Below are 21,768 nucleotides of genomic sequence, written 5' to 3' on the forward strand. Positions count from 1 at the left end.
TCGAGCCGGCGGCGAGCCGCCCCGCCGCGACGCCGCGCAGGGCCACCGGGCTCGTTCCGCCCTTGGCGAGATCGACCGTGCCGGTCGGGCTGCCCGCGGCATCCGCCACGTACTGCACCGCGAGGCCGTTGGACGCCGCGAGCGCCGACCCCACATCGCCGTAGCTGCGCCCGCCGACGGCGTAGCTCGGCGCCGTGAAGGCGCCGGTGACGGGATCGTAGGACGCGCCCCCGCCGAGGGCGGTGCCGGTGGCGCGCAGCTGCCGGAAGGCCACCGCGTCGTCGTCGCGCAGGCCGGAGGCGAGCCCGGTGAGGCGGCGCACGCCTTGCGTACCGGTGATGTCGACGAGCGTACCGTCGGTGGACTTGCCGACCGTGAGGGTGCGGCTCGTCGCGTCCTGCTGCACCAGGCCGATCGTGCCGGCGGCCAATCCGGCATTCAGGCCGGACAGGCCGGCGGTGTTGCCCGCCACCTGCCGGTTGGTCGCGTAGAGCTGGCCGCCATTGACCGCATCGGTCGAGGTCGCGGCGGTGATGTCGCCGGGCGCGACGTTGTGCAGCCCGACCGGGCGGCCCCCCGTCGCGCCGACGAGGGTCACGTCGTTGGAGGGCACGGCCGGGTTGGCGGTGGTGGGGCTCGCGGCGGTGGAATAGCGCAACGGCATCTGCGACAGGGCGACGGCGCCACTGTCGAGCGTGGCCGGCGCGAGCCCGGTGATCGACACGGCGGAGCCGACAGCGCCGCCGCGGGTCAGGTCGATGCCGGGCAGCCGGGTGCCGCTCCCGTCCCGGTCGTAGCGGAGCGCGAAGGTGTCGATCGCCTGGACGGCGTCCGTCGCCTTGGCGTAGGGGACGCCGCCATAGCCGAAGCTCGGCGCGGCATAGGCGCCGGTCGCGGGGTCGAAGCCGCCGCCGAGCGAGCCCGCGAGGCTGTCGCCGACCATGCGCAGCTGGCGCAGGTTCACCGCGTCGGTGGCCCGCGTGGCGCCGGCGACGTTGGTGACTTGGCGCTCGGCGCCGGTCGCGCCCACCGAGAACTCGGCGTTGCCCGCGCCCAGCGCGACGCCGGAAAAGACCTCGTTTGCCGAGATCGCGCCACGCAGGGCCGAGGATCCGGCGCCGATCGCGACCGAGTGGGCATTGGCCGCGGCGGCGCCGCTGCCGACCGCGACGGCGCTGGCGCTCGTCGCCGTCGCCTTGCTGCCGAGCGCCAGCGCCGCCCCGCCGGTGGCGAGGGTGTTGTCGCCGATCGCGGCGTTGCCGGCGGACGATCCGGTGCCCAGGCCGTCGCTGCCGGCCTCGCCCGCGACCGTGGAGCGCCCGATCGCGATCCCGTCGGCACCGTAGACGCTGGCGACGAAGCCCTGGGCGAAGGAGTAGGCGCCGAACGCATAGGATTGCCGGCCCAGCGCGACGGCGATGTCGCCGGTCGCCTGGTTGTTCGTGCCGAGGGAGAGCGACGAGCGGCCGCTCGCCGTGTTGCTGTAGCCGATCGCGATGCCGTACGGCCCGTAGGCCTCGTTGTTCGAGCCGATCGCGGTCCCGTTGAATCCGTTGGCCCCGGCGCTGTTCCGGTAGCCGATCGCGACGCCGCCGCCGTTCCCGACCGACGAGCCCTGGCCGACCGCCGTGCCCGACGGCCGGGCGCCGCCGGTCGTCGTCTCGTTGATCGGCTGCGAGTTGCCGCCTCCGGCCCGGTAGTTGATGATGCCCTGGTTCCTGATGCTGGATTGCGCGCTCGCCCCCGAGCCGATCGCCACCGCGCCGGATCCGCTGGCATTCGCGTTGTAGCCGCCGGCGAAGGACTCGTCCCCGCCAGCCGATGCGTTCGGGCCGACCGCCGTGGCGTTGTTGGGGCCGACCGAGGCTCCGATTCCCGCCAGGTACGAATTCGACTGCGCCTGGGCTCCGGTCGCGAGAGCGACGCCGAGCCCGACCGTCAGGGCCGTCGTCGCCAGAAGTTCGCGGCGCAGCAACGGGCTCGGACGACGATACGCACTGAACATGGCGACAGATAGCCTCCAGGACGAGCGGTGACCGGACTTGGCGCTCCGAGGGGCGAAGCATCATCGTCACGAGCACTTGCACATCGATGCTGCGTGTCTACAACCTCGGATCCCCAATCCCGCTCGTATCTGGGATCCACTCGGCCGCTCGACGGCTCTAGTTACTGCCGCGTCCTTGAAAAATCTGTTAAGGCTAACTTTTAGCCGGCAATCGGATCGTGCGCGGCCAGGCCTGTGGGAGGGTTGTGAAGACCTTCGAGAGGCAGGCGTTGTTGCCCGGATCCTCCTGCAGGATGACCTTGCCGTCGGCGGTCACCGTCAGGTTGTCGAGCATCACTTGGCCTCCGGCCCGCGCGGCAGCTCCGTGATGGTGCCGCCGAGTTCGGGCCGGGTAACGTCGGTGGAGTCGAGCGCCCACAGCCGCGACGGGCTGGTGATGGCGTTGGTGGTGACGAAGTAGAAGCGGTTCGGGTTGCTCGGATCCCAGGAGCCGTCCTCGGGCCGCAGGAAGGTGGTGACGCCCTCGGCATCGCTCTCGGCCTGGAGCTGGGCGCCGGTCACCCGCGAGAAGTCGCCGTTCGGACCCATCTCCTGCAGGCTGAACGCGGCGCCGGCGGCGGCGAGCGAGGTCGCGTTGGTCTCGACGAGGACCGACGGGACCTTGATGCCGTAGAGCTTGCCGTTGGTGAGGCCCGCCTTCGATCTCGCTGCCGGTCGCCTGCTTGGTGCCGACATAGACGTAGAGCTGGCCGGTCGAGGAATCGTCGGTGCCGATCGTCACGGTCTTCGCGCCCGAGGCCGGGTTGGCGAGGGAGTTCTCCATCGAGAACTTGCCGAGGCGCGGCAGCTCGTAGATCCGGCCGGCCTCGGGGCCGTCGACGATCCAGGCCAGCGCCCGGCCCTCGGCCCCGGTCTCCTCGCCGTTCATGAAGATGCGGGTCCGGGTGCCGAGCCCGGTGCCCGCATCGTAGAAGGCCGAGACCGCCGGCAGGTCGGCCGAGCACAGGCGGGCGAGCGCCGTGGTGCCGGGCTGGCAGGTGCCGATCGCGGTGTTGAAGCCGTAATAGCCGGTGCCGAGGTCGCTCGCCGAGAGGACCTTCAGGCTCGCCTTGTCGACGATCAGCCGGTCGACGAAGGCGCCGGCCGCGCCGTGCGCCCGGACCACGCCGGAGGTGGCGCCGATCTCGTGGTTGACCAGCACCGTGGCGGTGCCGTCCCCGTTGTCGAGGGCGCCGATGCCGTCCGGGATGCCGACGAAGCGCCAGGGCGTGCCATTGGCCTTGACAGAGCCGGGGACCGTGTCGCCCACGCTCAGGATCGACGTGAGGCTGACATTGCCGGTGCTCGGCACGAGGTAGGGGGTCTGCGTCGTCGAGGGGCCGATGGCCATGGGAGGCATCCTTCCGGGAGCTTCCTTGGACTGTTTCCGAGGCTCCCCATAGACGCGCTTGAGCAACAGTCCGGCGACGTCTGGTAAGGTCGCATGCCCGGCCGGCCGACTTCATCCGTGTCGCCCTCGTCGCACCGGCCGAGACGAGAGCGCGGTGGAGCCGGGCCGGGCAATGGTCTAGAACGAAAAAAGAACAGGCGGGCCGGCGATTTACGGTCGCGCTTGAGGCCGGGTTCGGGGTCGCGGGACGGCGACGGGAGAGACGGGATGGCGATGCGGACGACCTTCATGGTGCAGACGTTCGAGGTGCACCGGAAGCGGTTGCGGCCGGGCGCGCGGGACGTCACGCCGACGGAGAGCGGGGCGCTCAAGCGCGCCGAGGCGATTGCCGGCCGGATGCCGGGCGCGGCGGCCCTGCGCATCGTGGCGGACGACGAGACCGGCGAACTCGAGAGCGTGACGATCCTCGGCACCTTCGGCGAGATCCCGGAGGATTTCGCCGAACAGATCAGCGGCGGGTAATCGAGGAGAGAACCATGGCCTTCAAGGCGAAATCCGCGGCCGAGACCAAGGCGGCAGAGCTGGCCGCAATCCTGATCCGAATCGCGGACCGGGACGGCGCGCCGGTCCAGATCGGCGTCGACGAACTCCGGCGCGCAAGCCCGCGCCTAACGCCGCTGGCGATCGGGCAGATGTTCCGCCGCCACCGCGACGACCTGGAGGCGGCCCTGTCGGAGCGCGGCTACACCCTCGTCGACTACGCCGACCAGGGGCCCGGACGCGGGATGGAATTCGAGATCGGGCCGGCCTGACTGCATCTCATGCGCTGGGCGCATGGGACCCCGGGCGACGACCCGGATTGTGCAGTGCGGGAAAGCGTGGGATACACAACTCACGCAAGGACGCGATGGCGTCGCGGACTTGCCAGCCCTCTTGGGCGTTTCCTCCCTAGACTTCGGGCCGCCCGCAAGGGTGGCCTTTTTTCTTTTCAGCTTTGTATTTCTTGTTAGTCCCTGACGGCACTGGACGAAGCTCCGCTCTTGCCTCGGCGACATGGCTTAGGCCGTCGCGACCGACCGGCCTCCGGCCCGTCCCGCCCCGGACCCGACCCACTCCCACCGCCGCGCGTCCCCTTTCGGCGAGCGCGCCCTAGATCCGGCTTCGGGTCGGGGCGCCTCGAAGAGCGATTTTCCCTCGCCCGCCTCGGCCGAGGCGGCGCAGCGCGCAGGAGCTTGTCATGACGGGCCGCACCATCGCCGATCTCTGCATCGAGACCCTGGAACATGCCGGCGTCGAACGCGTCTACGGCGTCGTCGGCGACAGCCTGAACGGCCTCACCGAGGCGATCCGCGCCCGGGGCAAGATCCGCTGGGTGCATGTGCGCCACGAGGAGGTGGCGGCCTTCGCGGCCTCCGCCGAGTCGCAAGGGACGGGCGGGCTCGCAGTCTGCGCCGGCTCCTGCGGCCCCGGCCACCTCCACCTCATCAACGGGCTCTACGACGCCCACCGCTCGCGCACGCCGGTGCTGGCGATCGCCGCCCACATTCCCTCGGCCGAGATCGGCAGCAACTACTTCCAGGCCACCCATCCGGAGGAGCTTTTTCGGGAGTGCAGCCACTATTGCGAGCTGGTCTCCGATCCCGGCCAGCTGCCTTACGTCCTCGAGACCGCGATCCGCACCGCGATCGGAAAGGGCGGCGTGTCGGTGGTGGTGATCCCGGGCGACGTCGCCCTGAAGGAGGCGCCCGAGCGCCCGCTCGCCGCGCCCGCGACGCTCGCCCCGAAGCCGCCGATCGTCCTGCCGCTCACCGGCGAGCTCGACGCGCTCGCCGACCTCCTCAACGGGTCGGAGAAGGTGACGCTGTTCTGCGGCCGCGGCTGCGCCGGCGCGCGCGACCAGGTGATCCAGCTCGCCGCGGCGCTGCAGGCGCCGGTGGTGCACGCGCTCGGCGGCAAGGAGCACGTCGAGAGCGACAACCCCTACGACGTCGGCATGACCGGGCTGATCGGCTTCTCCTCCGGCTACGCCGCGATGGAGGCCTGCGACGCCCTGCTCATGCTCGGTACCGACTTCCCCTACCGCCAGTTCTATCCGGAGAAGGCCAGAATCGCGCAGGTCGACATCCGGCCGGAGAATCTCGGCCGCCGCTGCCGGCTCGATCTCGGCCTCGTCGGCGACGTCGCGGTGACGATCGCCGGCCTGCTGCCGCGGCTGAAGGGCGGCCGGGATTCCGCCCATCTCGATCGCTGCCTCAAGCACTATGCCAAGGCCCGCGAGGGGCTCGACGACCTCGCCACCGGCAAGCCCGGCCGCAAGCCGCTCCACCCGCAATACCTGACGAAGCGGGTCAGCGAGGCGGCGGGTCCCGACGCCGTCTTCACCGCCGATGTCGGCACGCCGACGATCTGGGCGGCGCGCTACCTGACGATGACGCCGGGCCGGCGGCTGATCGGCTCCTGGGCGCACGGCTCGATGGCGAACGCCATGGCGCATGCGATCGGGCTCCAGGCCGCCTTGCCGGGCCGGCAGGTGATCGCGCTCGCCGGCGACGGCGGCTTCACCATGCTGATGGGCGACCTCCTCACCCTGGTGCAGGAGAGATTGCCGGTGAAGGTGGTGGTGTTCAACAACGGCACGCTCGGCTTCGTCGAGATGGAAATGAAGGTCGCCGGCTATCTCGAGACCGGCGTCGCGCTCCAGAACCCCGATTTCTCGGCCATCGCCCGCGCCGCCGGCCTGCACGGACGCCGCGTCGAGGATCCGGGCGAGCTGGAGGGGGCGCTCGCCGAGATGCTGGCCCATGACGGCCCCGCCCTCCTCGACGTGGTGACGAACCGCCAGGAACTCGCCATGCCGCCCCGGATCCAGGCCGAGCAGGTGAAGGGCTTCAGCCTCTACGTGATGCGCGCGGTGATGAACGGCCGCGGCGACGAGATCGTCGATCTGGCGAAGAGCAACCTGATCCGGTGAGGCGTCCTTGATCCGGTGGAACGGCGGGTCGTGGGGCAGCCCGGAGCAGGAGGAGGCGCGGGTTTCCCCTCTCCCCGCGGGCGGGGAGAGGGCTGTGTCTCCGTTCAGGAGACGCAGCAAGCGGCGGCGAAGCCGGAGCGAGGGTGAGGGGGTATTTCCGGAGGAGCTTCACGCGTCGAGACCCCCTCACCCTCGCCCTGCGGGCTCCCTTCACCCCCGACAAGGGGGATGAAGGCCTCTCCCCGCCCGCGGGGAGAGGAGAAACACGTGCCACTTCCTTTCTCCGGATTGCCCCGCTGCACGAGAGCAGGGATCCCGCGCGTTTCCGATGTCGGAGCGGACCGAGCGGAAATCCTGTGGGACATGTCCCGTCGAGCCAACTCCTCCACAGACCCGGATCGCGCGCAAGGCATCGCGACATTGCACACCGTGTTCCGCAACGAAGGATCATTCGAGCTTCGCCACGGCGATGCCTATGTCTTTCGGTCTAGGCGCATCCGCCCGAACCACGCCTGACCCTACGTCGGCGCCTCGCCTCTGCCAATTGTCGGACGCCACGATCCGCGCCTCTCCTCTCGGGGACTTCACCCAAACGCGGCCGGAGCATACAACGATCTCCACAAATCAACGCATCGCATCACCATAGAAATCCTCCGACACTCTCATTGTAATAGCTAAAAAACATAACGCTTGTTAGCGCCAGGCGATTTTGCCATTCGGTTTCCAGCCGCGGCCCCCGTGTCCTGTTCATGGTGTTGTCGGCCGCGGCCAGCGTTCCCGCTCGCCCTGGATCTTCGTCATGCCCGTCCCGTCGTCGCGCCGCGCCCGTCCCCTCTCGCTCGCGGGGCGTCGGCTGACCCGGTCGCTCCTGTCGGGCGTGGTGCTGTCGGCCGGCCTCGCCGCGGGGGCACGGGCCCAGGACGGAGCCGAGATCGCCCTCGATACCATCAACATCGAGGGCGCGCCCCGCCCGGTCGCGGCGACCGCCGCCGGGACGCAGCCCGGCGGTGCGCGGGGGCCGGTGCCGGGCTACGTGGCATCGCGCAGCGTGGTGGCGACCAAGACCGACACGCCGATCCTCGAGACCGCGCAATCGATCACCGTGATCGGCCGCGAGCAGATCGAGGACCAGAACGCGCTCACCATCAACCAGGCCCTGCGCTACAGCCCGAGCGTGACGACCGAGCAGCGCGGCGGCGCCGGCCAGACCCGGCTGGAGCAATTCCTGATCCGCGGCTTTACCGCGCCGCTCTTCCTCGACGGGATGCGCCTGCCGACCTCCCGCGACGCCTTCCCGTCGGTCGATCCCTACCGGATCGAGCGCATCGACATCATCAAGGGCCCGGCCTCGGTGCTCTACGGCCAGTCGGGCCCCGGCGGCATCGTCAACCTGACGTCGAAGATGCCGCAATTCGTCCGCCACGGCGAGGTCTTCCTCCAGGGCGGCGGCTTCAGCGAGGTCCGGGGCGGCGTCGATGTCGGCGGGCCGATCACCTCCGAGACCACCGTACCGGGCACCGAGCAATTCGCCTACCGGGTGACGGCCTCGGGCTGGAACGGCGACGGGCCGGCGGTGACGACGCGGGTCGAGCGCGCCTTCATCCAGCCGAGCGTGACCTGGCGGCCGTCGGCCGACACCTCGCTCACCGTGCTCGGCCTCTACCAGCGCGACCCGTTCTCCGGCTTCTACGGCGGCTTCCCGGCCTACGGCACGCTGTTTCCGCGCAATTTCGGCAACGGCATCGTCGGGCGCCTGCCGGTCGATTTCTACGACGGCGACCGCAACTTCGAGAAGTCGGACCGCACGCAGGCCGCGGTGACCTACATCCTCGATCACCGCTTCGACGACACCTTCCGCTTCCACTCCTCGGGCCGCTTCCTGCGCACCGAGGGGCAGTATCGCAGCGTCTACTCGACGTTCCTCACCAACGGCATCGCCACGCCGAGCCCGCTCACCACCGGCCCCTTGCTCAACCGCTCGCGCATCGCCACCGACGTGGCGATCGACGCCTACACGATCGACAATTACTTCGAGGCGAAGTTCGACACCGGCCCCTTCGCCCACACCGCGCTCCTCGGCGTCGACCACCAGACGATCAAGACCCGCACGCTGTCCTCGGCCTTCCCGGCCGCGCCGGACCTGAACCTGCTGGCGCCGAACTACGACATGACCATCCCGGTGCCGCCCTACACCACCAATGCGCGCCTCACCGCGCAGCAGACCGGCGTCTACCTCCAGGACCAGATCAAGTTCGACCGCCTGGTCCTGACGCTCGGCGGGCGCTACGACGTCGCCCGCCAGAGCGGGCCGACCCGGACGCTCGCCACCGGCGCCGTGGCGTTCCAGGACGTGCCCTCCGACGCGATGACCTACCGGGCGAGCCTGCTCTACCGCTTCGATGAGGGCATCGCTCCTTATGTCTCCTACAGCGAGGCGTTCGAGCCGATCACCGGCGGGCGCATCTTCGATCAGGCCTTCGGCTCGACCGGCCGCATCCCGGACCCGATCTCGAGCCGCCAGTACGAGGCCGGCATCAAGTACCAGCCGCCCGGCACCGACCTCCTGCTCACCGCGGCGGCCTTCGACATCAAGCGCTCGAACACCCTGACGCCGGACCCGGCCAATCCGGGCTTCAACCTGCAGACCGGCGAGATCGGCGTGCAGGGCGTCGAGTTCGAGGCCCGCGCGACGCTCGCCGAGGGGCTGAACCTCGTCGGCGGCGTCTCCTTCCTCGACGTGCGCAACACCCGCGACACCACCACGACCTTCAACCAGGCCACCGGCCAGACCGTACCGATCGTGGGCCGGCGCCCGGTGCAGATCCCGGACCGCACCGCCTCGCTGTTCGTCGACTACACGGTCCAGTCCGGCCCGCTGCTTGGCCTGAGCTTCGGCGGGGGTGTCCGCTATCTCGGCGGCTCCTGGGGCGACGCGGCCAACAGCCTGCGGGTGCCCGAGAACGTGCTCGTCGACGCGGTGGCGCGCTACGACCTCAAGCATCTCGACCCGAAGCTCACCGGCTTCGACCTCCAGGTCAACGCCCAGAACCTCCTCGACGAGCGGGTCGTGACCGGTTGCCTGTCCTACGCCGGCTGCTATGTCGGCCTGCCGCGCACGGTCTACGCGACCCTGCGCTACCGCTGGTGAGACCGTGAGCCTCCCCCTCTCGACCCGCGCGGCGGTGGCCGGCCGCGTCGTCCTCGCCGCCGGCGGGGGCTATGCAGTCGCGGCCCTCGCCACCGCCCTCCTGTCGCTGGTCCTGCCGATGTCCCGGGCGGAGGCCGTGACGACGGCGACGCTCCTCAGCTTCGCCATCATGGTGGGAATCGTGGTCGCGGTCTTCGCGGCCCGCTCGCTCGGGCGGGCCGCCGTCGTCGTCGGGATCCTCTCCCTGGTGCTCGGGGCCGCCCTCTGGCTCGTCACCGGATCATCGTCATGAAGCAGGGCTTCCGCCAGTCCATGGCCTGGCTGCACACCTGGTCCGGCCTCGTCGTCGGCTGGGTGCTGTTCGCCGTCTTCGTCACCGGCACCGCGACCTATTACCGGACCGAGATCTCGCGCTGGATGCAGCCGGAGCTGCGGCGCGAGGCCACCATCACCCCCGAAGCCCTGGCGATTGCGGCCGAGCGCGCGGTGGCCCATCTTGAGGCCCATGCGGGGCATGCGCGGACCTGGTTCGTCGGCCTGCCGACCCCGGAGCGGCCCCTCGTCGAGCTGTTCTGGCGCAACAGGCCCGGCACGCCGCCGGGCCACGTCCTCCTCGATCCGGGGACGGGCGCGCCCGCCGCGATGCGGGCGACGCGGGGCGGCGACTTCTTCTACCGCTTCCATTTCGAGCTGAACCTGCCCCCGCTCTGGGGCCGCTGGATCGTCGGCATCTGCGCCATGGTGATGCTGGTGGCGCTGGTGAGCGGCATCGTCACCCACCGGCGCATCTTCTCGGATTTCTTCACCCTGCGGCGGGACAAGGCGGCGCAGCGCGGCTGGCTCGACGCCCATAACGTCAGCGGCGTGCTGGCGCTGCCGTTCCACCTGATGATCACCTATACGGGCGTGGTGACGCTGGCGCTGATGTACATGCCCTGGGGCGTCACGGCGGCCTATAACGGCGACCAGTTCGCCTATTTCGCCGAGACCGGACAGATCACGCAGACCCGCCCGGCTCACGGGCAGCCCGGCACCCTCGCCCCGGTCGGGCCGATGGTCGCCCGAGCGCTCGCAACCATTCCCGAGCCCCTGGAGCGGCTCACCATCGCCAATCCGCGCGACGCGAATTCCACGGTAGTGGCGGTGTTCGAGGAGCCGCACGGCCTCTCGCACGAGCACCCGCAGGTCGCCTTCGCGGGCACAACCGGCGCGGTCGTCGAGGTGCTGTCGGGAGGCTTGCGGCCGGCGGCCAAGACCTTCACCACGATGGTCGGCCTGCACGAGGCGCATTTCGCCGGGGCCGCCTTGCGGCTGCTGTTCTTCCTGTGCGGGCTGCTCGGCTGCGCGATGGTGGGAAGCGGGCTCGTGCTCTGGACGGTAGCGCGGCTGCCGCGGGCCGGGATCGCGCCGGGCTGGGGCTGGCGCCTCGTCCACGCCCTCAACCTCGGCACGGTGGCGGGCCTGCCGGCGGGCATCGCCGCCTACTTCCTGGCGAACCGGCTGCTGCCCCTCGGCCTCGGAGCCCGGGCGGAGTGGGAGGTCGGGGTGTTCTTCGGCGCCTGGATCGCGGTAGCCCTCGCCGGCGCGTGGCCGGCGCCGCGCCGGGCCTGGCGCGGGGCGCTCGGCCTCGTGGCCGCCCTGTTCGTCGCGGTGGTGCTCGCCGATCTCGCGACCGCCCGGGCGCTGTGGGACGATGCCCTCTGGTTCCTCGGCTTCGACGCCGTCCTCCTCGCCGTCGCGGCTGGTTTCGCCCTCGTCGCGCACAAGGTCGACCGCTTCGCGGCCCCGCGCCGGGCGCGCCGGGTGGCGGAAGCATCCGCGGCAGCCGCGCAGATGGGGCGGGCATGACGCTCCTCGTCGGCTCAGGGCTCAGCTTCCTCGGGCTTGCCGCCCTGTGCCTCTCCATGGCCCGGCACCATCAGGCGGTCTGGTCGCGCCCGCCGGACCGGCCCCGCGCGCGCGCCTTCCGCGCCGCCGGCTGGGGTCTGATCGCTTTGTCGCTGGCCGTCGCGGTCCGGGGCGAGGGCTGGAATTTCGGTCCGGTCGACTGGCTCGGGTCGCTGATCGGCGCGGGCCTCCTGCTGATCGTCGTGCAGTCGTACCGGCCGCGGGCGCTGCTGTGGCTGGCTCCGCTCGCGGGGATGGTCGCGGTTGCGGGTGTGGTCGCCGGGGCTGTCTGATCCCCCGTACCTTGGCACTCGGCGACTATGCTCCGGTCGCTTCCACACCCTCCGGGTCATTCCGGGGCCGCGTAAGCGGAGCCCGGAATCCAGACGCACAGGTCGTACAGAACGAGGCGGATAGGTATCCGCTTTATCCTATACGGTCCGCGGTTCTGGATTCCGGGCTCCGCTGCGCGGCCCCGGAATGACATGGAGGATGGCATTCCCGTTGACGGAAATCTTGCACCCGCCGACAGGACCCGCTCCTCACCCCCGCCGCGACGCCTCGCCCAGCCGGCGCAGGTCCGCCACCACCGCGCGCGTGCCGGCATAGAGCAGCCCGCCGGTGAGCATGTCGTCGGAGCCGAGATATTCGGCGACGCCGCCGGCCTCGCGCACCAGGAGCAGGCCGGCATAGCAGTCCCAGGAATTGAGGCCGGGATCGTAGTAGCCGGCGAGTCGCCCGGCGGCGACGTAGGCGAGCATCAGGGCGCCCGAGCCGTTGCGAAACAGCACGCCGCCCTCACTGTAGAGGCCGTGCACGAAGGCGGCGGCTTCCGCGGCCGGGGTCTTCTGGGTGGCGCCGAAGCCGATATTGGCCGAGGTGAGCACCGTCTCCGGGTCGATGCGGAGCGGCCGGCCGTTCACGGTCGCGCCCTCCCCCACCAGGCCCGCATAGGTCTCGCGCAGGACCGGCGCCTCGATCACGCCGGCGACCAGCCCCTCGGGGCCGCGCACGCCGATCGACACGCACCAGTTCGGCTGGCCGTTGAGGAACGGGCTGGTCCCGTCGATCGGATCGACGACCCAGGTATAGCCCGACCGGCTCGGGACCGGATCGTGCTCCTCGCCGATCACCCCGTCCTCCGGAAACGCCTCTTTGATGCGGGCGCGGATCAGCAATTCGACCTCGCGGTCGGCCTGCGAGACGAGGTCCTGGGCGCCGCTCTTCTGCTCGACCACCAGCTCGTCGCGGGCGTTGAAGAAGCCGATCGCCGTCTCGCCGGCGGCGCGGGCGATCGCGAGGGCGGCGTCGCGGCGGGACGCGGCGGCGCGGGCGGTGTCGGTGGTCATGATGGCGGATTCCTCGAACGAGTGGGTGCGGCCGTCCTACACGGCCGGGTGTCTCAGGTGTGCGACGTGATGTCCGCGCCGGTGACCGCGGCGAGCGTCGCCGCGATGGCCGCGCGGGCCTCCGGCGAGGCCGGGCTCTGCGGCGGCACCGGATCGCCGACGGCGTAGCCCTGCATCTGGAGCGCCGCCTTGACGCAGGCCGCGAGGTTGTAGCGGGCAAAGACCTCGTTGAAGGCCCAGACCCGCTTCTGCAGCGCCACGGCCTCGGGCCAGCGCTCCTCCCGGCACAACCGGTACAGCGCCAGGCATTCCCGCGGGATGACGCAGGCCGGACCCGCGAACCAGCCCTTGCCGCCGAGCATCATCACGCTCGCGGCGATGTGCGAGGAGGCGGCGAAGACGTCGAGGTCGTCGCCGACGCGGTTGATGATGGAGAGCAGGCGCCCGGTATTGGTCGAGGCGTCCTTGATCCCGACGATGTTGGGATGCTTGGCGAGCCGCGCGATCGAGGCGACCGAGAGGTCGGCGCGCTGGAAGTTCGGGTTGGTGTAGAGGATGATCGGCAGGTCGGTGGCATCCGCCACGGTCAGGAAGTAGCGCTCGACTTCCCCTTCGGTCAGCGGGAAGTAGGCGTCGAGGATCAGCACGATCCCGTCCGCCCCCGCCGCCCGGCAGGCCTTCGCCTGCGCGACCGCGCCGCGGATCGCCGTCGAGGCGACACCCGGCAGGACCGGCACCCGGCCAGCAGTCGCGGCCACCACCGCCGCCACGGTTTCGCGCTTCTGCGCCTCGTCGAGATAGGCGAACTCGCCGGTCGAGCCGAGGGGCGTCAGGCCGTGCACGCCCGCCGCGATCAGGTCGTCGCAGAGCGTCGCCATCACCCCGGCCTCGATCCGCCCCTCGGCGTCGAGCGGGGTGACGAGGTAGGGGATGATGCCCGCAAAGCGCGCCATCGTCACCGCTCCGCGAAGGTGCGCACCAGGGCGTGGGCGATCGCCATCGGCGGCGGGGTCATCAGGCCGTCGGGGTGGTGGCGCTCCAGCATCTGGCGCACCTCGGCGCGGGTGAACCAGCGCGCATCCTCCAGCTCGGTCCGGTCGAGCACCAGGGCGTCGCCGTCCGCCTCGCCCTCGCAGCCGATCATCAGCGAGGACGGGAACGGCCAGGGCTGCGAGAGGTGGTAGCGCACCGCGCCGACCCGCACGCCGGCCTCCTCGAAGGTCTCGCGCCGCACCGCGTCCTCGATGGTCTCGCCGGGCTCGAGGAAGCCGGCGAGGCAGGAATAGACGCCGGGCGCGAACCGGGCTTGGCGCCCGAGGAGGCAGCGGTCCCCGTGCGTCACCAGCATGATCACCACCGGATCGGTGCGCGGGAAGTGCTCGGTGCCGCAGGACGCGCAGTCGCGCCGGAAGCCGCCGCAGGAGAGCGTGGTGGGGTTACCGCAATTGGCGCAGAAGCCGTGCCGGGCGTGCCAGCCGAGCAGGGACTTCGCCGTGGCGAGCACCCCCATCTCGGGCGCCGGCACCGCCCCCTCCGTGGCGACCGCGCGGGCATCGAGCACCCGATAGGCCGGATCGCCGGAGAAGAGCGCCGCCGCATCCGCCGGCAGCGCGCCGGCGAAGGCCGGCCGGCCGCCGACCCGGCCTAGGAAGAGCTCGGGCGAAGGCGGGCCGGCGCGCACAGCGTCCTCGCGCGACAAAAGGCAGGTGGCGCCGCCCTCGGTCACCCGCAGCACCGGCACGTCGCCGCAGAACAGAAGCAGGCTCGCGTCGGGCGTCTCCGCCAGGGTCGGGGTCGGGCCGCTGCGCTCGGCCGAGTGGCGCTCGAGCAGGCTCCGGGCATAGCCGAGGCGATCCAGGGAGTAGGGCAAGGAGACGGTCAAGGCTTGCGACCTCATGCATCATCGTGCGGAGCCCGGCGCGGCCCCTCGCGTCGCCGCCAGCATGGGCAGGCAAAATGATGCAAAAGCAAGGCGCCGGGCGAGGCGGGCGCCATGCTCCCGGTGCAGCCGGAGCCCGCGGGCTTGCAACGGCCGTGTCGCGCGGCCGGTGGCCGGATGCCGGCCCGCAGCGGCACCGTGCCCATCAGGCTGTTCACGCCGCCGGGTGCGGTCGTCCGAAGAGGACTTCGGGGACATCGCCGCGCCGCCTTCGGGACGATCCGGTTCGCCGAAACCCGTCATCCAATCGGTCGGACGGGGTCTCGCTTCGACGAGACCGGTTTCCGCACCCTTGACGCGAATCACCCCAATTCCCTGATCAAGCGCCACCGGCATGGCGTTTCGGGGAGGCCGACATGGACGAGGTCAGGATCGCGGTCGCGGGCGCCGGGCAGATCGGCCTGCGGCACATCGAGGAGATCGGCAAGACCCCAGGAGCGCGACTGTCGGCCGTCATCGATCCGGGCCCGGATGCGGCCGCGGTCGCGGACCGGGAGGGCGTTCCGCTCTACGAGACCCTGGACGCCTGCCTGTCCGCCGACAGGCCGGACGGCGTGGTGCTGGCGACGCCGAACCGGCTGCACGTCCCGCAGGGGCTGGCCTGCATCGCGACCGGGATCCCGGTGCTGATCGAGAAACCCCTCGCGCACAGCCTGGAGGAAGGCGAGCGCCTGGTTGCGGCCGCGGAGAAGGCCGGAGCCCGCGTCCTGGTCGGCCATCACCGCCTGCACAGCCCGCTCCTGCGGCGGGTGGTCGAGGTGGTCCGGTCCGGGCTCCTCGGCCGGATCGTCGGGGTGATGGGCAGCGCCGCCTTCTACAAGCCGGATGCCTATTTCGCGGGGGCCAACGCGTGGCGGCGCGAGCCGGGCGGGGGCCCGCTCCTGATCAACATGATCCACGAGATCGGCAACCTGCGCGCCATGGTGGGCGAAGTCGTCGCCGTCCAGGCCACCGCCTCGAACGCCGTGCGGGGCTTTCCCGTGGAGGACACCGTGGCGATCACGCTGCGCTTCGCCGAGGGCGCGCTCGGCACCTTCTTTCTGTCCGACACGGCGGCGTCGGCGCGGAGCTGGGAGCAGACCTCGCGCGAGAACGAGGCCTATCCGACCTATCCCGACGAGGATGCCTATACGATCGTCGGCACGGACGGCTCGCTGGCGGTGCCGACGCTCCGGGTGAAGCGCTACGCGAAGGCGGAGGCCCGCTCCTGGTTCGAGCCCTTCACCTGCGAAACGCTGGCCGTCGACCGCGCCGATCCCCTGGCGGAGCAGATCGCGCATTTCGCGGCGGTGATCCGGGGCGAGGCCGCGCCGCTGGTGAGCGCCCGCGACGGGTTGCAGAACCTGCGCGTCGTCGACGCCATCATGCAGGCAAGTCGCCTGGGCGGAACCGTCGAGGTTCCGGTTGCTTGACGAGCCCGTGGCGGGTCGGATCGACCGTCGGGCCGCCAGGACAAGGATTCCATCGGAATCGCGGCGCCTCCGGCAGCACCCGCTCCGTCGAAATTCGCACTCCAATCGATCGGACGACGTCTCGTTTCGACGGGACCGATTTCCGCGCCGTTATGGCCGGCAAAAGCGCCGACGAGACCCTCCATTGATCGCGCGGCGGCCGCCTTCCGCTGGGGAGCGTCCGTTAATCTCCGAACACTACAATCGCTCTCGTCCGGTGACGCAACACCGGCGAGTCGTGGGACCGGGTTCCTGACATGAGAGCGCGTGCATTCATCGCCGGCCTGTGCCTGCTCGGAGCCTGGGCCGGGAGCCTCGCGGCGCGGGAAGCGGGCAGCGACCTCGACGCCCTCCTCGCCGCACCCGGCCGGGCGGGCCCCCGGGTCGATGTCGACGGCCGGCCACTCCTGCCCGAATCGCTGCGGGACCGGCTGGCGGTGGTCTCCTTCGTGAGCGCCGACTGCACGATCCTCTGTGTCACCCGGACGATGGACCTCGACGCGCTGGCCCGTGACCTGCCGGCCTCCTTGCGCGGCCGCGTTGTGTTCCTCGCCATCGGCATGGATCCGGCCGGCGACGATGCCGCGCGCCTGCGCGGCACCGTCAAGCAGCTGCTCGGCCCGGCGCCGCAGGTCCGGGTGCTCCCGTCCGACGCCGCCGGGGTCAAGGCGGTGGCCGCGGCCCTGCGCTATCCAGCGTCCTCGCTGCCCGACCCGCCGCCCGCGATCCTGCTGTTCGACCGCCGCGGGCAATCCGCCATGGTCTATGGCGGCGACCCTCTCGACGCTCCGCGCCTGCGGCGGGACCTCGTCGCCCTCGACGCGTTCGCCGAGGGCCTCGACCGGCCCTGAGGCTCGGCCATCGCGTCGAAGCGGATGCGTCCAGCCTCACGCCGCCGCGAACAGAGCCCGCGCCCGCTCGACCAGCTGCGCCGCCGCATGCGCCGGATAGGGCTCCCGCGTGCCGTGCCCCCAGACCGGCCCGGGCCAGGCCGGATCCGACCGGAACCGCCCGACGACGTGGACGTGGAGTTGCGCCACCACGTTGCCGAGGGCCCCGACATTCACCTTGTCGGGCTGGGCGAGGGCCTGCATCACCCCCACCGCCAGACGGGTCTCCTCCATCAGCCGGGCGGCGTCCACCGGCGACAGGTCGGTGAGCTCCGAGACATCGGCGCGGCGCGGCACCAGGACCAGCCAGGGGAAGCGCTTGTCGTCGAGCAGCAGCACCCGCGACAGGGTGAGGTCGCCGAGCAGGATCGTGTCGGCGGAAAGCCGCGGGTCCAGCGGGAAATCGTCGGTCGGCAAGTCGTCAGTGGGGGAATCGTCGGTCATGCGGGTCCGTCAATGCGCCATCAGCACCGGCATCGCGGCGTGGGCGAGGATGTGGCTGGTGGCGCCGCCGAAGATCATCTGGCGCAGCCGGCTCTGGGTATAGGCGCCCTTGACCAGGAGGTCGCAGCCGATCGCCTCGGCCTCGGTCAAGAAAATCTCGCCGACGGTGCGGCGGCCGGCGGCGAGGGTGCGGCCTTGCGCCGACAGGCCCTCGCGGTTGAGGGCGGCGGCCATCTCCTCGGCGCTCGGGCCCGGCACCATGCCGGCATCGACCCCCAGCACCTCGATCCGGGAGGCGGCGCGCAGGAACGGCGACGCGAAGGCGACCGCGCGGGCGGTCTCGGTCGAGCCGTTCCAGGCGATCACCACGGTCTCGCCGATGCTGGCGGGCGAGTTCGGCGGGGCGATGATCAGGGGGCGGCCGCTCTCGAACAGCACCGCCTCGAGGGTCGTCATGCGCGGCGCGCCCTCGCCGCTGCCGGGCCGGCCGACCACGGTGGCGTTGAACAGCCGCGCGTGCTGCGCCAGGAAGCCGTCGCCGGGAGGGGCGTCGGGCCGCCAGCGCCAGCGCGGGCCGTTCTTGCCCGCATCGGCGCTCTCGCGGGCGATGCCGTGGCGCTCCATCGCGGCGGTGAACAGCCCGCCGCAATCGCGGGCCTCGACGAGGTCGGTCTCCTCATCGCGCACCCAGGTCATGCCGCCGACCATGTCGACGGGGACGTACTCGGCCAGCGCCGGGCGCAGGCCGAACCCCTCGATGCCGGCGCCGAAGCGGCGGGCGGTGAGCACCGCGGTGTCGAGGACGGAATCGAGCAGGATGTGGCGGGCGACCGGAACGAGGAGCGTCTTCATGGGGGCGCACTCACCTCAGGAGCCTCGGGGACGATGGCGCGATTGCATCACGCCGGCCTCCGGCCTGTCCAGTGGCCCACCGGAGCAATCCCCGGCGCCCGCTCACGGGCCGGCGGAGGCCTCGGCCGCGCTGCGTCGCGGCTCCGGCGGCGCGTCCTGGCTGCAGGCCGCGCCCGCGCCGTCCCGGCCGCCGGGGGCGCAGGTCTCCTCCAGCCACAGGGCGAGCACCAGGGCGAGGCCGGCGGGAGCGGCGAGCGCCAGGAAGGCCCAGGTCCAGCCGAGATGGAGCGCGAGCAGCCCCCCGACCCAGCCCGAGAGGGCGCCGCCCACCCCCTGCACCGCCGCGACGGTGCCGAGCGCCGTCTGGGTGCGGCCCGAGCCCCAGGTCAGGTCGGCGACCACCACCGGCACCGCGACGCCGATGACGCCCGAGGCGACGCCGTCGAGCACCTCCGCCAGCACCAGCCAGTACGGATCGGACAGGAAGGCCGAGAGCAGCGCCCGGACCGGCAGCACCGCGCAGGCGACGAGGAGGAGCTGGCGCCGGCCGCGCCGGTCGGCGAGCGAGCCGGCGAACAGTGCCACCGGGATCATCACGGCTTGCGCGACGATGACGTAGCGGGCGGTCCAGCCGGTGCCGTCCTGGCCGGACGCCACCAGCTTCTGGCCGAGCAGGCTCAGCATCGAGCCGTTGGCGAGGTTGAACAGGGCGAGCGCCGCCGAGAGGATCAGGAGCCGCCGGTCGGACAGGATCTCGAGGATGCCGGAGCGCTCCGGCTTGTCGTCCGGGTCGTCCTCCTTCCAGCCGACGGCGCGCCGGCCGTTATAGGCCTTTTTCGGCGTCGTCAGCGCCGCCGCGATGGCGCAGGCGGAGAGCAGGCCGAGCACCCAGAAGGCGATGCTCGGGCCCATCACCGGCGTACCGAAGCTGATCGCCAGGGCGGCGCCCAGGATGCCGACGTGGTTCCAGGCCTGGTTGCGGCCCTGCTGCTTCGGAAAAGCCTGCTTGCCGACCATGCCGAGGGTGAGCGCCGTCACCGCCGGCACCACCAGGGTGCCGCCGGCCGCCGCGATGAACTGGGCGGCGAGCACCGTCGTGAAGGAGCGCGCCGGCAGGAGCAGCAGGGTGCCGACGAGGATCGCCGCGCAAGCCGCCGCGATCAGCATCCGGGGCCGGCCGAGCCGGTCGACCAGGGCGCCGAGCGGTCCGCTCAGGACCAGCGTCGCGAAGCCCACGATGGTGGTGACGAGGCCGACCTGGCTCGGCCCCCATTGCGCGGACTGCGCCAGCCAGGTGCCGAGGAAGGGGCCGAGCCCGCCCTGGATGTCGCCGACGAAGGCATTGATCAGGGCGAGATGGGTCGTGGGATTCATCAACGCGGAGGCGCTCCGGTTCGCTCAAGGTCTCTTGACGGACCCACACGGGCCAACGCGCCTAAACGGGGAATGATCGGTTCGGTGCCGTGACGCCCGGGTGAGATGCGGCGCGCCCTCTCCCCTGGGAAAACCCCGTCAGGGGCTCGGCACCGCGCAGGCGGCGGCGAGGCGGGCGAGCATCGCGTCGGGGATGCCCATGGCGACGAGCTGGTCGTGGGTGTGGCGGACGTAGTCCGGGTTGGCGCCCGAGCGGCCGAGGCCCTGGCGCACCAGCCGCACCAGCTCGGTCTCCGGCAGGCGGCCGGCATATTGCGGGTGGCGGCGGTCGACGAGGTAGGTCACCGCCTCGATCCGGCGCCCGTCGTCGAGGGTGACGCCGAGCACCCGCTCGACATAGACCGCCGTGACCTGCTCGCGCTCGCGCAGGTAGGCGAGCGTAGCCGCGGCCTCTTGCCCTGCGACCCGGAAGGCCATGCCGCGGCAGGAGCCGCCGCGGTCGAGCCCGAGCACCAGGCCCGGCCGCTCCGGCGTGCCGCGATGGACGTGCGAGAGCACACAGAGCGAGCGGTGGTAGCCGCGCAGGCGCCCCGGCCCGCTCTCCACGAAGGGGAAGCCCGGCCGCCACATCAGCGAGCCGTAGCCGAACACCCACAGATCCGACGGTTCGCCCGCCTGCATCGCCTTGTTTCCTCCTGGCAGGCTTCGTCCGGAGCCTCGTCCGGCACGACCTCGTGAGCGGGCCGCCCGACCTGCCACTCTTGCCGGGCGCGGCCGGTAGCAGCTACGGGGACGCGGTTCAATCCGGGCGGCCCGTGCCGGGCCGCCGCAGAGCCGGGATCATGCCGATGAACAGGCCGACCACCGTCGGGACGACCAACGAGACGCCGCCGAGCGCGCGCCCGGGCCAAGTCTCCGGTGAAGTCTCCGGTCAGGCCCCGGGCCAAGGCCCGGGGCGCGGTCCCGGCCTGCGCCTCGGCCTGTTCGCGCCGTTCGCGCTGCTGATCCTGCTGGCTCTGGCCTGGAGCGCGGGCTGGTTCTGGCTGCGGGGCAAGGCGGAGGGCGAGATCGACGTGTGGTTCGCCCGCGAGGCGCAGGCCGGCCGGCAATGGACCTGCAAGGACCGCTCGCTGACCGGCTTCCCGTTCCGGTTCGAGCTGCGCTGCACGGAACTCGCCTTCGCCCGCTCCGACGTGCGCTTCACCACCGGCCCGGTGGTGGCGGTGGCGCAGGTCTACCAGCCGCGGCACGTGATTGTGGAGGCGACCGGGCCGTTCCGGGTGCAGCAGGGCGAACTCGAGGCCGATGTGAGCTGGAGCCAGCTGGAGGCGAGCGTGCACGCCACGAGCGACGGTTTCCAGCGCGCCTCCGTGGTGGCGGACGGGCTCAAAGGGGCGGTCACCGGCGCCGACCCCTCGCCGATCGACTTCACGGTCGGCCATCTCGAACTGCATGCGCGGCCGACCCCGGGGCGCTTTTCCACCGACGGCGCGGTCGACCTGAGCGCCCGGGTGCTGCAGGCGGGCCTGCCGCTCCTCGACCCGGTGCTCGGCGGGACCGAGCCCGCCGACATCGCCCTCGACGCCACCGTGACCCGGGCGGCAGGGTTCCGCACCCGCACCCTGGCGCAGGAACTGGAGCGCTGGCGCGAGGCCGGCGGCACGGTCGAGATCGCCAGCCTCGCTGCCGAGAAGGGCAGCCGGCGCCTGCGGGCGCAAGGGATGCTCGCCCTCGACGACCAGCACCGGCCGACGGGACAGCTCGACGTACGCACCGCCGGCCTGGAGCAGGTGATCGCGCCGCTGATCAGCGAGCAGCTCGGGGCGCGACTCGGCGGCGACGGCGCGGCGCTGATCGGCAACATCGTCGGCCAGTTCCTCGGCGGGCGCCGCAAGGAGCCGGTGCCGGGCGCGGGCGCGTCTCAGGACCGCCCCGGCGAGCCGCCCCTGAAGGTGCTGCCGACCGTGCGCCTCACCGGCGGGCGCGTGGTGGTCGGACCCTTCGCGGTGCCGAACGTGCGGCTCCAGCCGCTGTATTGAGCTTGCGGGGCGGTTGCCGCCTAAGCCCC

18 protein-coding genes and 1 pseudogene are annotated in these 21,768 nt (G+C 71.7%); 10 read left to right on the forward strand and 9 right to left on the reverse strand.

The window, feature by feature from the left end:
• Nucleotides 1-2,005, reverse strand: a pseudogene (locus ABZT49_RS30600) (hypothetical protein); the annotation flags it as partial.
• 193 nt (nucleotides 2,006-2,198) lie between these two features.
• The gene (locus ABZT49_RS30605) at nucleotides 2,199-3,395 is read right to left on the reverse strand and encodes a hypothetical protein (protein ID WP_355291879.1); all 1,197 of its coding nucleotides are present in this window, start codon (nucleotides 3,393-3,395) and stop codon (nucleotides 2,199-2,201) included.
• A 267-nt stretch (nucleotides 3,396-3,662) separates the two neighbouring features.
• Here ABZT49_RS30605 and ABZT49_RS30610 point away from each other — a divergent pair, with 267 nt between their 5' ends.
• From ABZT49_RS30610 to ABZT49_RS30640, 7 genes are all read left to right on the forward strand, one after another.
• Nucleotides 3,663-3,917, forward strand: a complete 255-nt coding sequence (locus tag ABZT49_RS30610) for a hypothetical protein (protein ID WP_355291881.1) — start codon at nucleotides 3,663-3,665, stop codon at nucleotides 3,915-3,917.
• A gap of 14 nt (nucleotides 3,918-3,931) precedes the next feature.
• Nucleotides 3,932-4,207: an adenylosuccinate synthase gene (locus ABZT49_RS30615; protein WP_355291883.1), complete on the forward strand. Its 276-nt coding sequence runs from the start codon at nucleotides 3,932-3,934 to the stop codon at nucleotides 4,205-4,207.
• A 425-nt stretch (nucleotides 4,208-4,632) separates the two neighbouring features.
• Nucleotides 4,633-6,366, forward strand: coding sequence for a ubiquinone-dependent pyruvate dehydrogenase (gene poxB, locus ABZT49_RS30620; RefSeq protein ID WP_355291885.1), 1,734 nt, complete (start codon nucleotides 4,633-4,635; stop codon nucleotides 6,364-6,366).
• 799 nt (nucleotides 6,367-7,165) lie between these two features.
• Nucleotides 7,166-9,514 (forward strand): TonB-dependent siderophore receptor, encoded by a 2,349-nt coding sequence (locus tag ABZT49_RS30625; protein WP_355291887.1) that lies wholly within the window; start codon nucleotides 7,166-7,168, stop codon nucleotides 9,512-9,514.
• A complete protein-coding gene (locus tag ABZT49_RS30630; RefSeq protein ID WP_407943601.1) occupies nucleotides 9,465-9,806 on the forward strand; it encodes an iron transporter in 342 nt (113 codons plus the stop codon). Before ABZT49_RS30625 ends, ABZT49_RS30630 begins: the two co-directional genes overlap by 50 nt.
• Nucleotides 9,803-11,362: a PepSY-associated TM helix domain-containing protein gene (locus ABZT49_RS30635; RefSeq protein ID WP_355291889.1), complete on the forward strand. Its 1,560-nt coding sequence runs from the start codon at nucleotides 9,803-9,805 to the stop codon at nucleotides 11,360-11,362. The genes ABZT49_RS30630 and ABZT49_RS30635 overlap by 4 nt, the downstream gene beginning before the upstream one ends.
• A complete protein-coding gene (locus tag ABZT49_RS30640; protein ID WP_355291891.1) occupies nucleotides 11,359-11,694 on the forward strand; it encodes a DUF3325 domain-containing protein in 336 nt (111 codons plus the stop codon). The genes ABZT49_RS30635 and ABZT49_RS30640 overlap by 4 nt, the downstream gene beginning before the upstream one ends.
• Nucleotides 11,695-11,943: 249 nt before the next feature.
• Here the strand turns inward: ABZT49_RS30640 and ABZT49_RS30645 are convergent, their stop codons facing one another.
• From ABZT49_RS30645 to nudC, 3 genes are read right to left on the reverse strand one after another with little or no spacing between them, the layout of a single operon-like run.
• Complete coding sequence (locus tag ABZT49_RS30645; protein ID WP_355291893.1) at nucleotides 11,944-12,750, reverse strand: inositol monophosphatase family protein; 807 nt, start codon at nucleotides 12,748-12,750, stop codon at nucleotides 11,944-11,946.
• 53 nt (nucleotides 12,751-12,803) lie between these two features.
• Nucleotides 12,804-13,703, reverse strand: a complete 900-nt coding sequence (locus ABZT49_RS30650) for a dihydrodipicolinate synthase family protein (RefSeq protein WP_355291895.1) — start codon at nucleotides 13,701-13,703, stop codon at nucleotides 12,804-12,806.
• 2 nt (nucleotides 13,704-13,705) lie between these two features.
• Entirely contained in the window at nucleotides 13,706-14,620 is a 915-nt protein-coding gene (nudC, locus tag ABZT49_RS30655) for an NAD(+) diphosphatase (RefSeq protein ID WP_355291922.1), read from the reverse strand.
• Between the two features lie 425 nt (nucleotides 14,621-15,045).
• Between nudC and ABZT49_RS30660 the strand changes: the two genes are divergently transcribed.
• Both ABZT49_RS30660 and ABZT49_RS30665 read left to right on the forward strand, forming a co-directional pair.
• Entirely contained in the window at nucleotides 15,046-16,101 is a 1,056-nt protein-coding gene (locus ABZT49_RS30660; protein WP_355291896.1) for a Gfo/Idh/MocA family oxidoreductase, read from the forward strand.
• Nucleotides 16,102-16,397: 296 nt separating this feature from the next.
• Nucleotides 16,398-16,991, forward strand: coding sequence for an SCO family protein (locus ABZT49_RS30665; protein ID WP_355291898.1), 594 nt, complete (start codon nucleotides 16,398-16,400; stop codon nucleotides 16,989-16,991).
• 36 nt (nucleotides 16,992-17,027) lie between these two features.
• On the opposite strand, the gene ABZT49_RS30670 is transcribed toward ABZT49_RS30665, so the two are convergent.
• The 4 genes from ABZT49_RS30670 to ABZT49_RS30685 all read right to left on the reverse strand — a co-directional run bounded on the left by ABZT49_RS30670 (nucleotide 17,028) and on the right by ABZT49_RS30685 (nucleotide 20,381).
• The gene (locus ABZT49_RS30670) at nucleotides 17,028-17,474 is read right to left on the reverse strand and encodes an HIT family protein (RefSeq protein ID WP_355291900.1); all 447 of its coding nucleotides are present in this window, start codon (nucleotides 17,472-17,474) and stop codon (nucleotides 17,028-17,030) included.
• Nucleotides 17,475-17,483: 9 nt separating this feature from the next.
• Nucleotides 17,484-18,326, reverse strand: a complete 843-nt coding sequence (locus ABZT49_RS30675; RefSeq protein WP_355291902.1) for a universal stress protein — start codon at nucleotides 18,324-18,326, stop codon at nucleotides 17,484-17,486.
• Nucleotides 18,327-18,428: 102 nt separating this feature from the next.
• Nucleotides 18,429-19,700 (reverse strand): MFS transporter, encoded by a 1,272-nt coding sequence (locus tag ABZT49_RS30680; protein WP_355291904.1) that lies wholly within the window; start codon nucleotides 19,698-19,700, stop codon nucleotides 18,429-18,431.
• Between the two features lie 138 nt (nucleotides 19,701-19,838).
• A complete protein-coding gene (locus ABZT49_RS30685) occupies nucleotides 19,839-20,381 on the reverse strand; it encodes a gamma-glutamylcyclotransferase (protein WP_355291906.1) in 543 nt (180 codons plus the stop codon).
• Between the two features lie 167 nt (nucleotides 20,382-20,548).
• Between ABZT49_RS30685 and ABZT49_RS30690 the strand changes: the two genes are divergently transcribed.
• The gene (locus ABZT49_RS30690; RefSeq protein ID WP_355291908.1) at nucleotides 20,549-21,739 is read left to right on the forward strand and encodes a DUF2125 domain-containing protein; all 1,191 of its coding nucleotides are present in this window, start codon (nucleotides 20,549-20,551) and stop codon (nucleotides 21,737-21,739) included.
• Nucleotides 21,740-21,768: the final 29 nt, after the last annotated feature.

Origin of the sequence: Methylobacterium sp. EM32 (assembly GCF_040593685.1) — a bacterium.
GTDB lineage: Bacteria > Pseudomonadota > Alphaproteobacteria > Rhizobiales > Beijerinckiaceae > Methylobacterium.